Genomic DNA, 16550 nt, shown 5'->3' on the forward strand with positions numbered 1-16550 from the left:
GTGGCTGCCTTTTTTTGTTGCCCTCATGACTCGTGTCAGATGACGTCCTTCATGATTTCATCATCTTCGAGCGCTAGTTCGACACTCGTTTTGGTCTGTTCCAATCGCTTGCCCAGTTGGATGTGACGATACAGATAGGCACCCAAGGCACCGGAAATCACGAACAAGACGACCCCTACGCCGATCTGTGCGGTTTGATCCACTTGCACGCCACTGCCCATCAAGGCAAAAATGGCGGTTTGGGGAATATATCCGGCCGCAGACCCAAGCACGAAGGGGATGGCCCGCACATGGGTGACCCCTGCGATGAGGTTCGTGACAAGGTTGCTGCCCACCGGGAGAAACCGGATCAACAGCGTGGTGACGAAGGGGCTGCCGGTCAGCACCTGTTCAAAGCGTGCGACGCGTTTGCCGAAATTGCGCTGAACGAAGCCGCGCCCCATCAGGCGGGCATAGGTGAAGGAAAGGATGCAGCCACAACTGGTTGCCAATACGGCGAGCGCAGTGCCGCCCAGAAAGCCGAAGGCATAACCGCCCATGAATGAAATGGCCTGACGCGGAAAGCCGACCGCTGCCAATAGACCACCCATGGCGACGAATAGCAGATATCCCGAAACGCCCCTGCCCTTGACTTGCGCGTCGACCCAATGCTCGTCAAACATATCCGCAATGCCGATCGCCTTGAGGCCGTAACCAATAGCGACCAGAGACCCGATCATGATCAGGCCTTTTAGATAGGGGCGCAAGGTCTGGTACAGACCGCCGCCGCGAGCATTTGCAGGTTCACGCATGATCAGGTTTCAGGTCCATTCTGACCAGTCAAAGAAATTTCCTTGATCACCGGAATTTTCTTGCGACGCTTGCGCAACCAATAAACCCCGAGCAGATCGAGTATGCCGACCCAGAGACGATCAAAGATTCCATATTTTGAGGTGCCATGGGACCGACCACGGTCAATCACATCGATATGGACGACCTTCAGTCCTTCACGAACGACCAAGGCAGGCAGGAACCGGTGCCAGGCTTCGAAGAAGGGCAAATTGAGAAAGACCTGACGGCGGATCACCTTGAGACCACAGCCGGAATCGCGTGTATTGTCCTTGAGCAAAGACTGACGGATGCTGTTTGCCAATCGTGAGCCGTATTTCTTGACAAAGCCGTCGGTGCGCTTCATCCGCTGACCAGCGGCAAGTGCGTGGTCAGGATCACCAGCTTTCAGAGCGTCGATCATTTGTGGGAAGAAGGCCGGATCATTCTGACCGTCACCATCAAGAGTGGCGATGAACTCCCCTTGTGCATGGAGCAATCCGGTTCGCACCGCATTGGACTGGCCGCAGGATTTCTCATGGCGGATATGGCGCAGCCAAGGGCGTTCGATGGAATAAGCTTGCAGCAACTGATCCGTCCCGTCATCCGACCCATCGTCAACGATGATAAGCTCGAATGGCCGGCCGGCTAAAGCGCTGCCGACTTCGTCGATCAGAAAGGCCAAATTGTCTTTCTCGTTCTTGCAGGGAATGACCACGCTGACTTCCAGCGCATGGGACATGGGGGGCAGATGTGCAAGCATGAATGCCTTCCGAACTTGCCCTTGATCGGGCGTTGTTGTTGCTCTCGGACGCCGGTCGCCCTGCACTTCGGCTTGGTCCTAGGCCTTGTGGCGCAGGAAGTGAAGAGCCTTGAGCAGCTTCGATATAGCCAGTGGGCGACTGGAGGGCAAGCGGATCAAGCCTTTTTCACCACGGAACAGCAAGCGGCGGTTGGCAAACCACAGGGCCAATAGCCACGCAAAGCTTGCGCCATAGGCAAAACCGGCGACCGTGTCGGAAGGGTAATGCGCCCCGACAATGACGCGTGATGCGGCCACCCACAGCCCCAGACCAAGCCAGATCCATTTGAGGCGAGGAAAGAGCAGAAGGAAAATGATCGCCATGGCACCTGCTGTCGCCGAATGACCGGATGGAAAACTCTGAAAGCCCGAGGACAGGCCCGGCGGGTCAAAATGAAAAGGACCGAGGGTATCAAAATGGCGCGGCCGTGCGCGTCCGATGGCCATTTTGAAAAGGTTGTTTGAGATGCCCGAGCCAGCGACAGCAACAAAGGCATAGAGTCCCAACAGTTGGTAGTTGGTCAGCACTGCCTTGGCCGACCGAGGCAAATGGTCCCACGAAAGCAAGCCGAGCAGGAGAATGGCCAAGGCGGCGGGCACCAAAAGAAATTCGGACTTGCCGACTTCCGTCAATGTGCGAAAGAAGGCATAGGTCTGCGGCGAGATGGTTGACTTCCAGTGGCCGGCGGCTTGATCAACGAAAAGAAACCCAATGGCAATGAGACTGACAACGACCGCGAGGATCAAAAGCCAATCGGGATGCCGAACAGCGGAGCCAAAATGCCCGGACCGCACCTGAAAAGACCGGACGGCGCGAAGCGTGCGGAAGTGCTTCCACTGGTCTTTCAGGCGAAAAATAGCACGGGGAATAGAGGCAAGCAGGGACATGAATTGTTCCAAAATTGTCTCAGCACGAGGCCGGGCTGGTGGTCTGGTTTTGCGGTCTGGCTTACATTTTCATCCGATATAGGGCGAAACTTTGCCACTTACCACCATTCAGTTTAAAACCCTTCACGTGATCGACGGCCTCGATCAGGTCGGCCCGGTTGCCGATGGCTTCAAGGAAGGCAGGTTCCCTGCTTTGTTCAATGATGGTCATCCGGCACCCTGCTTCAATCAGAAAGTCAGCGGCCTGTTTGGTTTGGCTGGGATCGATCAGTTGCGTATCCGTGCCCATCAAAAAGACCAGACTTGGCTCGCTGTAGCCAACGCTGGCCAACTCGATCGACTCGCAGGGTTTGTTGCGATTGACAGATGCTGCCATCTGATTTGATAGCCAGACATTGTTCAGGGCCGGGAAAATGGTGCCATGGATCGAAAGATACAGGACCGGAGCCACGAGTGCTGCCAATAGGAAGGCTGCCATCACCCGCCCACGCACCAGAACCGAGAAGGACAACAGGCTGAGACCAACAGCAACAAGGCCCAGCCCCAGCGCTGCGGGGTTGATTACGCCTTCAATGATGAATAGGGCAATCGGGGCGCCGATGCCGAGAATGGCGGCAATCAGCGGCACGAACCCAGCGATAATTTTGGCCCAGAGCTTATTCCAGCTCGTTGCGCGATTTTCCAATGCCAAGGCCGTCAACAAAGCCAATGCCGGGAAAGTCGGCAGGACGTAGTGCGGCAGCTTGGTGGAGACCAGCTCGAAGATCACCCAGGTGGGCAAGATCCAAGACAGGGCGAAGCGCACCGCATGTTGTTTCTTTTGGTTCCAGACCCAGCCAAGGGACAAGAGCAGAAAAATGGAGACAGGCCAGAATGTCAGATTGGAAATTGCGAGATAGGTTCCCGGAGGCGCACCGTGAGATTCCTTGCCTGTGGCAACCTTGGCCAACATATCCTTGCCGACCGAGTCAACATAGAAAGCCCAGTCCGTATGCAGGCCAATGGCGATGAACCATGGCAGCGTGATCAACAACATCAACGGAATACCAAGCTTCCACCGTGTGCCCTTCAGCCATGCAAAAGAGCGTTCTTGTGCGGCGAGCAAAAGGACGGTCAGGCCCGAGACCATCAGGACAATCGGCCCCTTGATCAGAATGCCCATAGACAGAGCCACCCAGAGAATGGAGGCCTGATAGCGCTTCAATCCTGCTCGGTTTTCATAGAGCTCCCACAATAGCCATTGCACGGCAAGGATCGTCGCGAGCAACATGGCATCGGCCTTGGCCAATCGTGCCTCGACCCCAAGCAAGATCGCAGCCGACATGGCGATGCCTGCCAGAAATCCGACACGGACAGAGGCCATACGCATGCCAATCAGGAAAGTGAAGCCGACAGAAAGCAACGCACCGGCCATGGAAGGCAGACGATAGGCCCAGATACCGGCATCTTCCCCCTGCCCTGAAATTTTGACACCGGCAACCTGAAGCCAGTAGATCCCAACCGGTTTCTTGTAGCGGGTGCCATCCTGAAAGCGGATATCGACATAGTCGCCGCTTTCCATCATTTGCTTGGAGGCCTGCGCAAATCGGGCTTCGTCACGATCGACGGGAGGAATGGTGTTAAAGCCGGGCATGAAACACACCAAGGCGAACAGCATCAGCGCCAGAAAGGCCTTGAGACGTGAGGAACAAAGGGCAGAGAGCCAGTTTTCCGTCGCATCACTCAGTGATGTGATCCAATCTGGTTCAGGTTGTGGCTGAGCCGGGCCCGACTGCCAGCGTGGCTGGTTGTCCGGTGAAGACGGATCGTTTGGAAACAGGCCGGTGTCAGACATGGTAGCCTCTTTGTCTTGTCACTTCCGCTCGCGGCGAAAAAGGATCGAGAGATGGCTTGTCTTACCGGATTTGATACCCTTTGCACAGGGAAAGGAATGAATTCACTGTGTAAACTGAGGGTGTGCACGCGTTGGATAAATGGCAGTGCAGTAAAGCCTTACGTGTTGCTACCACTCCATCGGGTTGCGCAGCGGGACGCGCTTGTCTTGAGGTTTGCCGCCACATGATTGCACTACTTCAATTGTGAAAGAAATCGTCATTGTCACAAATGAATTTCAAACATGGTCGGTAGTGCAGCAAATATCCAGTTCCGATTCCATGCTTTTGAGTGATTCTGTCTATTATTTTCAAGTAACGGCCAGGGGAGTGAAAGTATTGCGATTGATCATCTTATATTTGCATGTTACAAATAACTTACGTAGGAAGAATCACCTATGTCGCCATTTTGCGTTGTTAGTTCGTATGCCAGTTTCTGGAAAGGGGGCGAACTTATGCGTTATGAGAGTCAATTGTTGGACGCCGTTGAGAGCTGTCCAGTCCCAAATGATGATCAGGGCTGGCATGGACAATCTCTTGCGCAAAAAGAGCAGTTGAGTGTGCTCATTGTTGAAGATGATGATTTTGATTTTCACATCATCAAACGCTTCATGCTCGAAGCCAAAGGATACAGCGCCAAAATTGACCGAGCGTCTTCTCTTGCCAAAGCCAAGCTTGCTGCCACTCACCGTCGCTATGATGTTGTTCTGATTGACTTCTGTTTGGGAGACGACACCGGCGTGCTTGCTATGAGCGCTTTTGGCGGCCGTCAGTCTGATTGCGTGATGATCCTGATTACAGGGATGTTGGCCCCGGATATCCAAAAGATCTCCCTCAAAGCCGGTGCTGTCAGCTGTATCGACAAAGAACAGCTCAATTCTAAAATGCTGGAAGCCACAATAACCACCGCTCTGCACAATCACAGACTGGAACAAGAGCTTCATCGGGCCATTTTTGATCTTGAGGAAGCGACCCGAGCGAAGAATGCTTTCTATGCCAACATGAGCCACGATCTGAAGACGCCATTGAATGCAATTATGGGGTATGCAGAGATCATTTCAAGCAACTGCCTCAACTTGCCGGTTCCAGATCAGTATCGTGACTATGCCAACTTGATCCGGTCGGGCGGATTGCATTTGCTCGAAGTGATCAACAATCTTGTCTTAAGCGCGAGCGACAAGATCAACAGCGTTGGTGGGCCGTTTGAACAGGCCAACCTTAATCTGTTGGTAGACAAGGCGCTTGAGCTTGTGCTGATCTTGGCTCAGAACAAGTCCATCAACGTGGATCTTTCTCCATCAAATGAGGCCATTCCGGTCTATTGTCAGCCGTCCTTGATTACGCAAGCCATTGTCAACATTCTGTCCAACGCGATAAAATACACGCCAGATGGCGGGCATATTGCGGTTCGCGTACATTCATGCGGCGAAACCCACTGTGTGTCGATCGAGGATTCCGGCATCGGCATGAGCCAAGACGACATCAAAATCGCAAAAGCCCCATTTGGGCGCTGCAAATTGCCACCGGAGCTGTCTCAGGAAGGCACCGGGCTGGGACTATCGATCGTGGATCGAATTGCCGTCAGTCATCAGGGAGGTGTTTTGATTGAAAGTCAGCCCGGAGTGGGAACGAAAGTGACGCTCAAATTGCCTGCCATTCAGTGAAGCCAGCTGTGAGAAAAATGCGTGAGCGTCTCACCCTCCTTGGGGATGCGGCTTTCCTTGACCGACGCGCGGACTCTCGTGCTAGTCTTCAGCCTGTGGACCGGATCGCGACCGCGACCGATCAATCAATGGTTTTTTGGGTGCATATGTGACAGATCTTACTCTTCTTTCTCGAGATGAATTGTTTGACTATATTTATGCATTGGAAAGGCAGCTTGATCAACATGCTCAAGCACAGGCCAACGACCATCTCCCACACTCTTCCAAGTCGTATCATGAAGTCAGTCGGCGTATAGCCCATGATGTCAAAGCACCTGTCAGGCAAATCGCTCAACTTAGCGAAATACTGGTTCAGAACACCCAGAGAGTGGTTGATGAGGAGACGCTAACCGTTGTCGATATGATCAAGAACCGGGCGGCAGAACTTGATATTCGACTGGATGAAATCCGCGCCTTCAGTTCCGCGCATTTTCTACCACTAAACTGCGAGACTGTTTCCTTCGTCGAAATCGTAGAGTCATGCCGACTCAGCTTGGGGCTTGGTGATGATCGAGTCACTTTTGCAAGTGATGAAGAGATTTTGGTCCAAGCCGACAGAATGCTGCTGACCCTCCTTTTTAACAACCTGTTGATATTTCTGTTCAAATCTTATGATTTGTCGCCGTTGATCAAAATATCATTGCATTCGGACGAGGTTTCACCCTTCGCGAGGACGCTCGACATTTCGGTCTCTGGTTATGTTTTTGAAACCACGGGAAAATCCGGACTATTTGAGCCATTCACAACCATCAGCACCAATGACATCGATATGAGTACCGGGCTGAAATTGAGTATTTGTGCCCAGGTATGCAAGCGTCACGGTTGGACTTTGTCAGAAGACTTTTCTGGCCGGGAAGGCTTCTCCATTAAATTGCATTTGTGAAATCCGCTTTGTCTATTACCTTTAAGAGACGGCTGGAGCTTGGGGGAAGACTATGGCTGGCAGTTTGATGGATGATATATCGGAAACTAGCCCTGTTTCTGATGGCGCTGACTATGGGGGTCATTCGGTTCAGATGTCGTGTCTGTTGATCGACGATGATCCGATCGACATTCGCTATGTTAGCTGGCTATTGCAACAGGCAAACGGTTTCGACTTGAAGGTTCAAACGGCTTCGTCTCTCAGAGAGGCGCGCCGTCTTTGCACCCAGCAAGAGTTCGATCTTTATCTATTCGATTATTGGATGGGAGAAGAATCGTCTGTTTCCCTGCTGCAGGAACTCGCCTCCAGATCAGGCGCTCCGCATATGATGGTGGTCATGTCTTCGCTGGATGATGAAAGCTTTCAGAGTTTGAGCCTTGAATCCGGTGCCGACTTCTTCTTAGCCAAGCAGAATCTATCCCATCTTACCCTAGAGAAACTGTTGCAACGGGTGTTTTACGCGGCATCAAAACGCCGCGCCAATACCCAGCACCATCTCGACGAAGACCAAAGGACCGATGCCTGGATGCGGTCATTGCGGTCTCAGTTGGATAAGGTGCATGGCTATTCCGTGCTAGCCATGTCGTCTCTTCACAACCACACGAGGGAGGAGGCGAAAAGTCATCTGGCCGATGCGATCGCATGTCTGTCGGGCATTCGCAATGAAATGCCCTATATGAATGCGAGTCTGAGCAATGGCCACAAACGATCAGAAGTCGTCCTCTCGCCGTTCGACGTCAGTCAGTTGCTGTCAAGCACGGTCGAAGCCTGCAGTTTGGAGGCTGAGCAGTTCAGCAAACGGGTGAGTTTCTACGAACAGGTTGAGGATTCCATCATCCTGTCTGATCCCATGCTGCTGCAAGATCTGCTGACCATTACGCTTCGCGGGGCCATTCGTCATGGGGAAATGGCCAGCGACATCGCAGTCAGTTACGAGCTGCAGCCAACAAATCTGGAGATTTTCATTTCCGAATTCGGCGCATCCGAAGATGCCGAAGTTGAGAATTATGATTATGAAGGCCGCGAGGTCATGCAACTCTCCAACTTGTTCGGCGAAGAGCGGACAGGCAGCTTTCTCGTGGCTGATCATATCCTCAAGCGTCTTCAAGGCAGCTGGGCAATGGGCCGTCGGGACAACAATACGGAAATCAAGCTCCGCATCCCTTTGAATATCGACGCTCTCAACTAACCCGTCCTTATCCAATCACGACTTTGCTATGACTTTCCAGAAAGCCTCAGTGTTGTTGAACTGTTGGCTGGGCATTGTGATTGGTGCTTCAAACAATCGGGTTTATTATCAAATAGAGACTAAAACAAATCAGACTGATAACGGTTGATACCGCCAAGCTGTTGCTCACAAATGCCATTTCCTCTTCGCTCGCCTTTTGCATAAAAAGAGGAATGATGAAGGGTGGTGGTAATATCAGCAAAATAAAGAATGCGGCCTGAAAGCCAGCCCCCAAGCCGAGCCACCCGTCGATCACAATGTGATTGAGCAGCAAGGCCGCTGGCACGACAAGACCATACCGAAGGATCACCAATCGAGCCACATCTCCCAAACCTTCGCGTTGGACCTTGATGCCATATCCCACAACCAGCAAGATCAGCGGCACAACCATGACGGTTAGCAGTTTGAATGTTGCATAAAAGCTTGAGAAAACGGGTGCTGTTTTGACAATCTCAGCGAGTCCCAGTGCATTTAGCACAAGCCCGGCCGACAATGCCAAGGTAACAGGAGATGTCACAAACATTTTCAGGATCGCCGACGGGTTGGAACGTCCATCTCGACGCACCATCAGCATTGGTGCAAAGACAAACCAAATGAACAATTCATGCGGCAGATCGACAATAGCAATATAGCCAACCGATTCCATGCCATAGGCACCACCAAATAAGCTTACACCCAACATGCCATATTCAAAGCCGGTGAACAAAAATGGAAACCAGGGATGGTGCGGCGCCAGCCATTTCCCAAAGAGAAGTCCCAACCCATAAAGCCCCAAGCAGATTAGCGCCACGAGCAACCAAAGTCCCAGATAGGCGATCTTCATCTCCATGTCGAGAAAGACCGTGAACAGAACGCTCGGCAAGATCAGACTGACGATCAGCTTCTTTATACCCTCGATGACGTCGCTGCTGACCAACTGGGTCCAGCGCAGCACCGTACCCAAGACAATCAGAAACAAAATGGGAAGCAGGGAGTCAAAAATGGACATGATCGCCTCACATGCGGGGTCAAGAGGCACTTATCGTTTCACGCGGTCAAACCATTGGCAAGATTGAAGGTGTGGCTTGGATTATTTGACGCAGAGGTTGGGTTTAGAAGAAACCACCGGCAATGCACGGCTGAAACCTTGGAAAAGCTGGCGACCCCTGAAGGATTCGAACCCTCGACCTGCTGATTAGAAGTCAGCTGCTCTATCCAACTGAGCTAAGGGGCCAACACGTTGAAACAATGAGATATTCTTGCTTCGGCCGGCATGCGGCGAGATGCGGAAAGGTCCGTCTCGCATCTCATTTGAGATTACTGCAATTTGGAGGCCACTTTTAAGGGTCTCACTGGTGCTTTTCAATCAGTTTTTTGGAAATCTTGAGACCAGTTGTGAATGACGCGCCATAGGCTGTGTCCGTTTGACCAGTATCAGGGCGACGCATGCGTCTGATAACTTGCCAAACAAGGATTTTGAAAACCCGTCTGACCCGGCCACAGGACGCAATGGCGTCTTTTCACCGGTGTCGTCAGACCTCGGCAATACCTGCTTGGGACAGAATAATGCAAGACATTGTTAGAGCGCGGATCACGAGAGATTGTCTGATCGGCTCAAAAACGGTTTTGGTTTTCTGTGATGCATTCTTCAGGCAAATGTGGGGTTGGACTCAATGCGTCCAATTGCCATCAATGCGGTTGATCGCAAAATTGTCCGAATAGGCCTTGACGATCCGCTTGCGCTTTTTGGGCTCACTCACCTGATAGTCGATGCCATGACGCTTGGCATAAGCAATTGCATCTTCTTTGGTTTCAAAGGTCAAATCGAGTTGCTGGCGCGTATCTGTGGAACTTGTATAGCCCATCAAGGGTTCAACATTCTTACCCTGAATGGGCTCGAACTTCAGGCACCAATGCTTGGCCTTGGCCATGCCGGACTGCATTGCATTCCTTGCCGGTTGATAAATGCGCGCTTTTGCCATCGATGTTCTCCCCTTTGGTGGTGCTAGTCCATGAGTCACCACGCCGGAGCAAGATACTGCCCGTGCCTACAGATTTCAATCATTTGCTGAAAGAAGTGGTCGGAGCGAGAGGATTCGAACCTCCGACCCCCTGATCCCAAATCAGGTGCGCTACCAGGCTGCGCTACGCTCCGACATATTTTCGCAAGGGTGCGTTATGCAGCCAACGAAGATGGCGATTGAATAGCAACCGCATTCAAAAGGAGCAAGCGCAAAGTCACCCACCTCGTCATTTTGCCTTGGGGGGTGTGAACAATTGATGCAGGAGCCTGTCGCCGCGAGAAAGTGCCAGTCGGTCTGCAGTCCCGGCCTTCACTTCCAGAACATAGCGCACCGGGCCACCGGAGCTGATGATCGACTGGGACAAGGGCGTGGTGTTCTTGACGATATGACGGATGGTGCCATCGGCACTGACAAACAGCATATCGAGGGAAAGATAGGTGTTTTTCATCCACATATAGACCTGTTCGGTCTTTTCAAAGTCAAACAGCATGCCGTGGTCCGGCGCGATTTTGGTGCGATACATCAGACCCTTGGCACGCGTGGCATCATCGTCGGCAATTTCTATTGAAAAATTGTGTCGCTTTTCACCGGACTGAATGATGAGTTTAGCATTCATTTTGTCAGCGCTCGCTGTCGGGTTGGCTTGAGCTTGGATGAAAGTACCCGGTCCAATGACGCAGAGTGTGACAAACATCAGACTCACCGCCAGACAGCATTTTACCAAGGAAACCATAAACGCAAAAAATCTTGAGGCCATGAACATGTCTCGACTGCAACTGAAAGAACAACAAGGGAATATAAGAGACCCGCAACGCGCTCAGAACTCACCAAGGGCCGATGCACTCTGCCGCTTGCATGGATCATACAATATTTCCACGAGTGAGGTCGAGATGCTCAACCAATGTTGATTGTTCAACAAGCAAAGTTGGGGGTGGTAGTCGACACGAACAGGCGCTCTTTTGCACGAGTGCCCGAGCAGTACGCCCGAAACGGTTCCTGCTTTGGTTATCGGCTACCGCAGCAATGCTATCATTGCGAGAGGAATCTTTCAGCACACGCTCAAGGGTCAAATAGCCACAGAAATACAAAAGCCGATCACGCCTCAACTGCTGCATGAACACAAGGCTGAGAGGTGATTTTCGACGTGCATTGGCCGAGCAATGCCGCAAAACTCAATGGGATGGTGGAATGTGGCCGCCAGTAGAGGGCCGAATTTCGGTCGCCATCTTGCCCTTTGGCCCTGGTCCATAACGCACCATAACTTCCTGATGCGGGCGTAGTTCGGTCAGGCCATAAAGCCGCAGAGTCTCCATGTGAATGAAGATATCCGGGGTCCCCTCACCTTGCGTGAGGAAACCAAAGCCCTTTTCCCGATTGAACCATTTGACCCAAGCGGTCTCCAGCTCACTGGTTGGCGTCACTTTGACATGGGTGTTGGCAGGTGGCAGTTGGGAAGGATGGAGGGCTGTGCTTTCGTCCATGGACAGAATTCGAAGGGCCTGCAGGCCCTTGGGACCCTTGAGCGCCTCGCAGACGATCCGAGCGCCTTCATATGCGGTCCGGTATCCGTCACGACGCAAGCAAGTCACATGCAAGAGGATGTCGGCACTCATGTCATCAGCCATGATAAAGCCGAAGCCTTTGGCTACGTCAAACCATTTGATCTTGCCAGCAACCTGAATGACGTCAACAGACTGGTCCTCAGATGCTTCACTTTCAACGGGTTGCCGCTCCGGTGCGTTTTTCACCCCCATCTTAGTGCCTCAATGCTTTGCGTAGCCTCGTTCCCGACTCAATACTATGGTCGATTCTCAAAAGGAGGATACCATTTGCCACCGTGAGTGCATCAATAATTTTTTACTTTTTGCAGGTTTCGTTTTTGCGCCCTGTTTTTCTCACGCATGGGCAAAAAATCGCTCGTCTATTTACAGTCCAAATAAGTAGAAAGCGGGAGTCGCTGTCTTTTTGTGTTTGGTCTGCATAGCAATGCCGGATCTGGGCCTGTTTGAATGCTGCCAGATCAACGAATGGACTGCATAACTTTGCCGATTTCTCCATGCACGCAAAGATCTGCCATGTCATCAAGTGGCGTTGGGTCGCGGTTAATGATGACAAGCTTTGCGCCATTGCGTTTGGCGATCTCTGGCAGACGTGCTGCAGGATAGACCACAAGCGACGATCCCAACACGATCATCAGGTCACACATCTGAATATGTGTGAGGGCATCGTCCATCTTGTCTTCAGGCATTGCCTGCCCGAAGGAAATGACAGCCGCTTTGACGAGACCGCCACATGCGTCACAGCGTGGCGCTTTGTCATGCGTCTCGATATGGGTCTTTGCATCAGACAGAGACATTGGGGTCTGGCAATCAAGGCAAGCGCCATAGGTGCTGTTGCCATGGATCTCGATGACATGGTCATCGGACAGCCCGCTTTTCTGATGCAGCCCGTCGATATTCTGCGTGATGGTACAGGTCAGTTTCCCCATCGCCTGCAAGCGCACAAGCGCCTTGTGCCCTTCATTGGCCTCGGCGATCGCAAATTCTTCGTTCATGACAAAACGGCGGCGCCAGTCTTCCCGTCGTGCGGCTTCAGAGCGAACAAAATCGGCAAACTGGATGGGTTCCATTTTCGACCAAATGCCATTGGGGGAGCGAAAATCGGGAATACCGCTTTCAGTGCTGATGCCCGCACCGGTAAAGGCGACGATGGAAGAGGCTTCATCAATCAGCTTCAGAAGCAGTTGCGCGGGGTCCTGTGTATGTCGGGTTGAAACTGTGTCTTGCATCCACCGCTCCCTGTGCTTACGTAAATGACCGAGTCCGTGTCTGAACTGGTCTTTGTTTGAATCGAGGAATTCATACCATGAAATATTTGCACACTATGGTGCGCGTCGCCGACGTTGAAAAGTCTCTCGACTTTTATTGCAACAAACTGGGTCTGAAGGAAGTGCGCCGAAACGACTATGAATCCGGTCGCTTCACGCTGATTTTCCTTTCTACTGACGGGGAATATGAAAATTGCCTCGAGCTGACCCACAATTGGGATCCGGAAGAATATGATGAAGGCCGCAACTTCGGTCACCTCGCCTACAGTGTTCCCAACATCTATGAAACCTGTCAGAAGCTGATGGATGCCGGCGTGACGATCAACCGTCCTCCACGTGACGGCCGCATGGCCTTCATTCGCTCACCGGACAACATCTCCATCGAGTTGCTGCAGGAAGGTGATAGCCTGCCACCACAGGAGCCTTGGGCTTCGATGGAAAATACCGGCAAGTGGTAAGTTTGTTTCAGGTGCAATGATATAATTTGCATCCTACCCGAGCGATCCCGCTGGTCGCTCGGGTTTTCTATTAAGCATTCGGTTATTAAACCTGCCCTTTTGAGGCAAATATTCGTAAAAATGGGCCTTTTGATCAGCCCCAACGCCTTAATGCTGTCACAGTTGACCATCATTTCCGGTCACGCTTTCGTGACGGCATGCGTGATGCTGCCCTCATGTCAGCCTTTGGGGTTCAACAGAAGTACCCCATGGTGACCGCGTCTTTCTTCGCAAGACAAAAAAGATCCGAAGGAACGACGCGCGGCGATGAAGTCCGGGCGCACCGATGAACGCCCTTGAAGGGCTCGAATTCCAGTTTTTTGTTCGCCGCAACAGAGCCTGACCGGCCCTGCAAGCGAACTGTTTTTGGCCTTCGCTCATGCACCTTCATTGTGTTGCGTGGCAAGAGCCCTTGTGCGCAGCCGTGTCCCCCAACCTTCGCTGCGCCATGACGATGTGGGCCCTCGGTGTCCGCGATGAGGTAGTATAGATGTTGAGTTTCAAATCTGGGCTTTTTGCCATTCTTGCACTTGTTCTGGCGGGGTGTCAGACCACTGGCAACAATGGTGTCACCATGTCGACCAGTACGCATAACAGCATGTCCAAGCGAACTGTGATGGCCTATGCCAACGGGTTGGACAGCAAGCCGGTCCGCAGCGGCAAATCGCGGTTTCTGGTGGCCCATGGCAAGGTTCAGCTTGGCTGTCTTAAGCCTGACCTTGTGAAGTTGCTTACCAAGATTGAGAAGCACTATGGCAAGAAAGTCGTCATCACGTCCGGCTATCGGTCAAAGTCCCACAATCGACGGGTGCGTGGGGCAAAGAACTCCCAGCACATGTATTGCAAGGCTGCGGATATTCGCGTTCCGGGCGTTAGCAAGCAGGCATTGGTGAAGTTTGCCCGCACCCTGCCCGGCATTGGCGGCGTCGGCCTCTATTGCCGCTCGTCCTATGTGCATGTTGATGTGGGCAATCGACGGGACTGGTATTGGGGATGTGGCAATAAGAAGCGCCGCAGGGTGGCGCGACGCTAAATTGTCGCCGATTTTTCGAAATAGTCCGGCCTGCCATGCCTTTGCGTGGCGGGCTTTTTCAATTGCGGCTTTCGTATAACTCCTAGGTAAGCGATATTCAGGGGCGTGGGTAAAGACTATAATGCAACTAGAATCACGCCGCTTTGGGAGATTGAGGTTCTTTCCTCTCCCCATATCCCTTGCTTGAGGTAACATGGCCAGCTCAGCCGACTTTTCATATCTAACTGACTCTATCGTTTTCCTTGGCGCCGCCGTCATTGCCGTGCCCATTGCAAAACGTCTCGGGGTCGGATCGATCATCGGTTACCTGATTGCAGGCATGATTATCGGCCCGTTTGGTCTCTCCTTCATCCCTTCGACAGAAGACATCGTCCCTATTGCCGAGTTAGGGGTCGTGCTGCTGCTGTTTGTTTTGGGGTTGGAGCTCAAACCTGAGCGCCTTTGGCGCATGAAGGCCGATATTTTCGGGCTTGGAACCAGCCAGATTGTTTTGACTGGACTGGTTTTGGGAGCGGTTTTCACCTTGTTTGGTCTGTCCCAACCAATCGCCTTTGTCGGTGGGTTCGGTATGGCCCTGTCCTCCACGGCCTTTGCCGTCCAAATCCTGCAAGAGCGCGGACACTTCTCGACCGTTTATGGTCAACGGGCCTTTGGAATCCTGTTGATGCAGGATATTGCGATCGTCCCCTTGTTGGCGATGGTCAGCATTGTAGCGCCTTCTTCTGGGGTGGAAAGTCATGAAAGTGTTGCCAGTCAGATTGGCATCACCGTCGCGGCCGTGCTGATCGTAATTTTGGTGGGGCGCTATCTGCTGTCCCATGTCTTTTCCATGCTGGCTGCCACAAAGGCCCGTGAAATCATGCTGGCTGCTGCGTTGTTGGTGGCACTGGGCAGCGCCGGGATCATGCACTTGGCCGGTCTATCGATGGCTTTGGGGGCGTTTCTGGCAGGAATCATGCTGGCGGAATCCAGCTTTCGCCACACGCTGGAAGCGGATATCTTTCCCTTCCGTTCGCTGCTGATGGGACTGTTTTTCATGACGGTCGGCATGACGCTCGATTTGCCGGTGACCTTGGCGGAGTTGCCAATCATTCTCGCTGGTGTCGTGGTGGTGATGGCGTTGAAGGGGTTGATCCTGTGGCTGCTTGCCAGAGTGACGGGTTCTTCCAGTATCGATGCCGGCTATATCGCGGTTGCCTTGCCACAGGCTGGCGAATTTTCGTTCGTCCTGTTTGCCGCCGCATCAGCTGCGGGTTTGCAAAGTCCTGCTTTCACAGTCATGACGGCGATCGTGATTGTCACCATGGTGATGACGCCCTTTGTCGGCAAAGGCCATGATGCGGCCCTGCGCTATCTGGCCAATCGCTACCCGGAGCGCATCGAGCCCGAACTAGAGATGGTCGACAAGAGCGAACCGCATGTGCTGGTGGTGGGTTTTGGTCGCTTCGGCAAGATCGTCTCGCAGATGTTGATGGCGGAGGGGTTGCGGATCGTGGCCATTGATAACAATACCAAGCGTATTGCTGTCGCCCGGCGTCATGGCCTGCCGGTCTATTATGGCGATGCCACACGCGAGGATGTGCTCAGACTGGCCGGTGCGGAACAGGCTTTGTTGATTGCGCTCTGCGTCGAGAATCCGATCGTAATGGCAAAATCCATCGATCTGATCCGGGAACATTTCCCCAAAGCCGCAATATTTTGCCGGGCAACTGACCGCGCCCATGCGGTGGAGCTGACCAAATGTGACGTTGATTTTCAGGTGCGCGAGACCTTCGAGAGCGGCATTAATTTCGGCCGCGCCGCACTTGATCATCTGGGCATATCGACCGAACGCATTCAGGACATCGAAGCGGATGTCCGTGAGCGTGATCTGGAATTGCTGATGCATCATCTCAAAGCTGGCGATGCTCAGGAAGCCAATTTGGGACGCATTCTTCCACCACGCAAAAAACCGGACTAGACCCCACCT

The 16550-nt window shown here is 52.6% G+C and carries 15 protein-coding genes and 2 tRNA genes; 6 read left to right on the top strand and 11 right to left on the bottom strand.

Going from position 1 to position 16550, the window contains the following annotated elements; translation table 11 throughout:
* Positions 1-35: 35 nt before the first annotated feature.
* From FDK21_RS06355 to FDK21_RS06370, 4 genes are all read right to left on the bottom strand, one after another.
* The gene (locus FDK21_RS06355; protein ID WP_138147837.1) at positions 36-791 is read right to left on the bottom strand and encodes a VTT domain-containing protein; all 756 of its coding nucleotides are present in this window, start codon (positions 789-791) and stop codon (positions 36-38) included.
* 2 nt (positions 792-793) lie between these two features.
* Positions 794-1570 (bottom strand): glycosyltransferase family 2 protein, encoded by a 777-nt coding sequence (locus FDK21_RS06360; protein ID WP_171021962.1) that lies wholly within the window; start codon positions 1568-1570, stop codon positions 794-796.
* 78 nt (positions 1571-1648) lie between these two features.
* Positions 1649-2497, bottom strand: coding sequence for a phosphatase PAP2 family protein (locus tag FDK21_RS06365; RefSeq protein ID WP_138147838.1), 849 nt, complete (start codon positions 2495-2497; stop codon positions 1649-1651).
* Between the two features lie 61 nt (positions 2498-2558).
* The gene (locus FDK21_RS06370; protein WP_138147839.1) at positions 2559-4331 is read right to left on the bottom strand and encodes a glycosyltransferase family 39 protein; all 1773 of its coding nucleotides are present in this window, start codon (positions 4329-4331) and stop codon (positions 2559-2561) included.
* A 492-nt stretch (positions 4332-4823) separates the two neighbouring features.
* Here FDK21_RS06370 and FDK21_RS06375 point away from each other — a divergent pair, with 492 nt between their 5' ends.
* From FDK21_RS06375 to FDK21_RS06385, 3 genes are all read left to right on the top strand, one after another.
* Positions 4824-6032 (top strand): ATP-binding protein, encoded by a 1209-nt coding sequence (locus FDK21_RS06375; protein WP_171021963.1) that lies wholly within the window; start codon positions 4824-4826, stop codon positions 6030-6032.
* A 148-nt stretch (positions 6033-6180) separates the two neighbouring features.
* On the top strand, positions 6181-6954 hold the full coding sequence (locus tag FDK21_RS06380) for a hypothetical protein (RefSeq protein WP_138147841.1): 774 nt from the start codon (positions 6181-6183) through the stop codon (positions 6952-6954).
* Between the two features lie 52 nt (positions 6955-7006).
* Positions 7007-8182 carry a response regulator gene (locus tag FDK21_RS06385; RefSeq protein ID WP_138147842.1) on the top strand — a complete coding sequence of 392 codons (1176 nt, stop codon included), beginning with the start codon at positions 7007-7009 and terminating at the stop codon, positions 8180-8182.
* Between the two features lie 88 nt (positions 8183-8270).
* Here the strand turns inward: FDK21_RS06385 and FDK21_RS06390 are convergent, their stop codons facing one another.
* The 7 genes from FDK21_RS06390 to FDK21_RS06420 all read right to left on the bottom strand — a co-directional run bounded on the left by FDK21_RS06390 (position 8271) and on the right by FDK21_RS06420 (position 13012).
* Entirely contained in the window at positions 8271-9209 is a 939-nt protein-coding gene (locus tag FDK21_RS06390; RefSeq protein ID WP_138147843.1) for an AEC family transporter, read from the bottom strand.
* Between the two features lie 148 nt (positions 9210-9357).
* Positions 9358-9434, bottom strand: a tRNA-Arg gene (locus FDK21_RS06395).
* A 436-nt stretch (positions 9435-9870) separates the two neighbouring features.
* Positions 9871-10182, bottom strand: a complete 312-nt coding sequence (locus tag FDK21_RS06400) for an ETC complex I subunit (protein ID WP_114011220.1) — start codon at positions 10180-10182, stop codon at positions 9871-9873.
* A gap of 96 nt (positions 10183-10278) precedes the next feature.
* A tRNA-Pro gene (locus tag FDK21_RS06405) sits at positions 10279-10355 on the bottom strand.
* 95 nt (positions 10356-10450) lie between these two features.
* Positions 10451-10840, bottom strand: a complete 390-nt coding sequence (locus tag FDK21_RS06410) for a DUF192 domain-containing protein (protein ID WP_245418536.1) — start codon at positions 10838-10840, stop codon at positions 10451-10453.
* A 556-nt stretch (positions 10841-11396) separates the two neighbouring features.
* Positions 11397-11978 carry a cold-shock protein gene (locus FDK21_RS06415; RefSeq protein ID WP_114011221.1) on the bottom strand — a complete coding sequence of 194 codons (582 nt, stop codon included), beginning with the start codon at positions 11976-11978 and terminating at the stop codon, positions 11397-11399.
* A gap of 266 nt (positions 11979-12244) precedes the next feature.
* Positions 12245-13012 carry a Sir2 family NAD-dependent protein deacetylase gene (locus FDK21_RS06420; RefSeq protein ID WP_138147845.1) on the bottom strand — a complete coding sequence of 256 codons (768 nt, stop codon included), beginning with the start codon at positions 13010-13012 and terminating at the stop codon, positions 12245-12247.
* Between the two features lie 77 nt (positions 13013-13089).
* Between FDK21_RS06420 and FDK21_RS06425 the strand changes: the two genes are divergently transcribed.
* The 3 genes from FDK21_RS06425 (at position 13090) to FDK21_RS06435 (ending at position 16541) form a co-directional block, all read left to right on the top strand.
* Positions 13090-13509 (top strand): VOC family protein, encoded by a 420-nt coding sequence (locus FDK21_RS06425; protein WP_114011223.1) that lies wholly within the window; start codon positions 13090-13092, stop codon positions 13507-13509.
* Between the two features lie 529 nt (positions 13510-14038).
* Positions 14039-14581 (top strand): D-Ala-D-Ala carboxypeptidase family metallohydrolase, encoded by a 543-nt coding sequence (locus tag FDK21_RS21060; RefSeq protein ID WP_114011224.1) that lies wholly within the window; start codon positions 14039-14041, stop codon positions 14579-14581.
* A gap of 193 nt (positions 14582-14774) precedes the next feature.
* Complete coding sequence (locus FDK21_RS06435; RefSeq protein WP_138147846.1) at positions 14775-16541, top strand: monovalent cation:proton antiporter-2 (CPA2) family protein; 1767 nt, start codon at positions 14775-14777, stop codon at positions 16539-16541.
* Positions 16542-16550: the final 9 nt, after the last annotated feature.

Source organism: Cohaesibacter sp. CAU 1516, from assembly GCF_005771485.1.
In the GTDB taxonomy this organism is placed as follows: Bacteria; Pseudomonadota; Alphaproteobacteria; order Rhizobiales; family Cohaesibacteraceae; genus Cohaesibacter; species Cohaesibacter intestini.

Bases quoted from the DNA above. Each gene is read 5' to 3' on its own strand.
- FDK21_RS06390 (WP_138147843.1), bottom strand. From the start codon at position 9,209: ATGTCCATTTTTGACTCCCTGCTTCCCATTTTGTTTCTGATTGTCTTG.
- FDK21_RS06425 (WP_114011223.1), top strand. From the start codon at position 13,090: ATGAAATATTTGCACACTATGGTGCGCGTCGCCGACGTTGAAAAGTCT.
- FDK21_RS06355 (WP_138147837.1), bottom strand. From the start codon at position 791: ATGCGTGAACCTGCAAATGCTCGCGGCGGCGGTCTGTACCAGACCTTG.
- FDK21_RS06435 (WP_138147846.1), top strand. From the start codon at position 14,775: ATGGCCAGCTCAGCCGACTTTTCATATCTAACTGACTCTATCGTTTTC.
- FDK21_RS06420 (WP_138147845.1), bottom strand. From the start codon at position 13,012: ATGCAAGACACAGTTTCAACCCGACATACACAGGACCCCGCGCAACTG.
- FDK21_RS06360 (WP_171021962.1), bottom strand. From the start codon at position 1,570: ATGCTTGCACATCTGCCCCCCATGTCCCATGCGCTGGAAGTCAGCGTG.
- FDK21_RS06410 (WP_245418536.1), bottom strand. From the start codon at position 10,840: ATGAATGCTAAACTCATCATTCAGTCCGGTGAAAAGCGACACAATTTT.
- FDK21_RS06415 (WP_114011221.1), bottom strand. From the start codon at position 11,978: ATGGGGGTGAAAAACGCACCGGAGCGGCAACCCGTTGAAAGTGAAGCA.
- FDK21_RS06365 (WP_138147838.1), bottom strand. From the start codon at position 2,497: ATGTCCCTGCTTGCCTCTATTCCCCGTGCTATTTTTCGCCTGAAAGAC.
- FDK21_RS06370 (WP_138147839.1), bottom strand. From the start codon at position 4,331: ATGTCTGACACCGGCCTGTTTCCAAACGATCCGTCTTCACCGGACAAC.
- FDK21_RS21060 (WP_114011224.1), top strand. From the start codon at position 14,039: ATGTTGAGTTTCAAATCTGGGCTTTTTGCCATTCTTGCACTTGTTCTG.
- FDK21_RS06375 (WP_171021963.1), top strand. From the start codon at position 4,824: ATGCGTTATGAGAGTCAATTGTTGGACGCCGTTGAGAGCTGTCCAGTC.
- FDK21_RS06385 (WP_138147842.1), top strand. From the start codon at position 7,007: ATGGCTGGCAGTTTGATGGATGATATATCGGAAACTAGCCCTGTTTCT.
- FDK21_RS06400 (WP_114011220.1), bottom strand. From the start codon at position 10,182: ATGGCAAAAGCGCGCATTTATCAACCGGCAAGGAATGCAATGCAGTCC.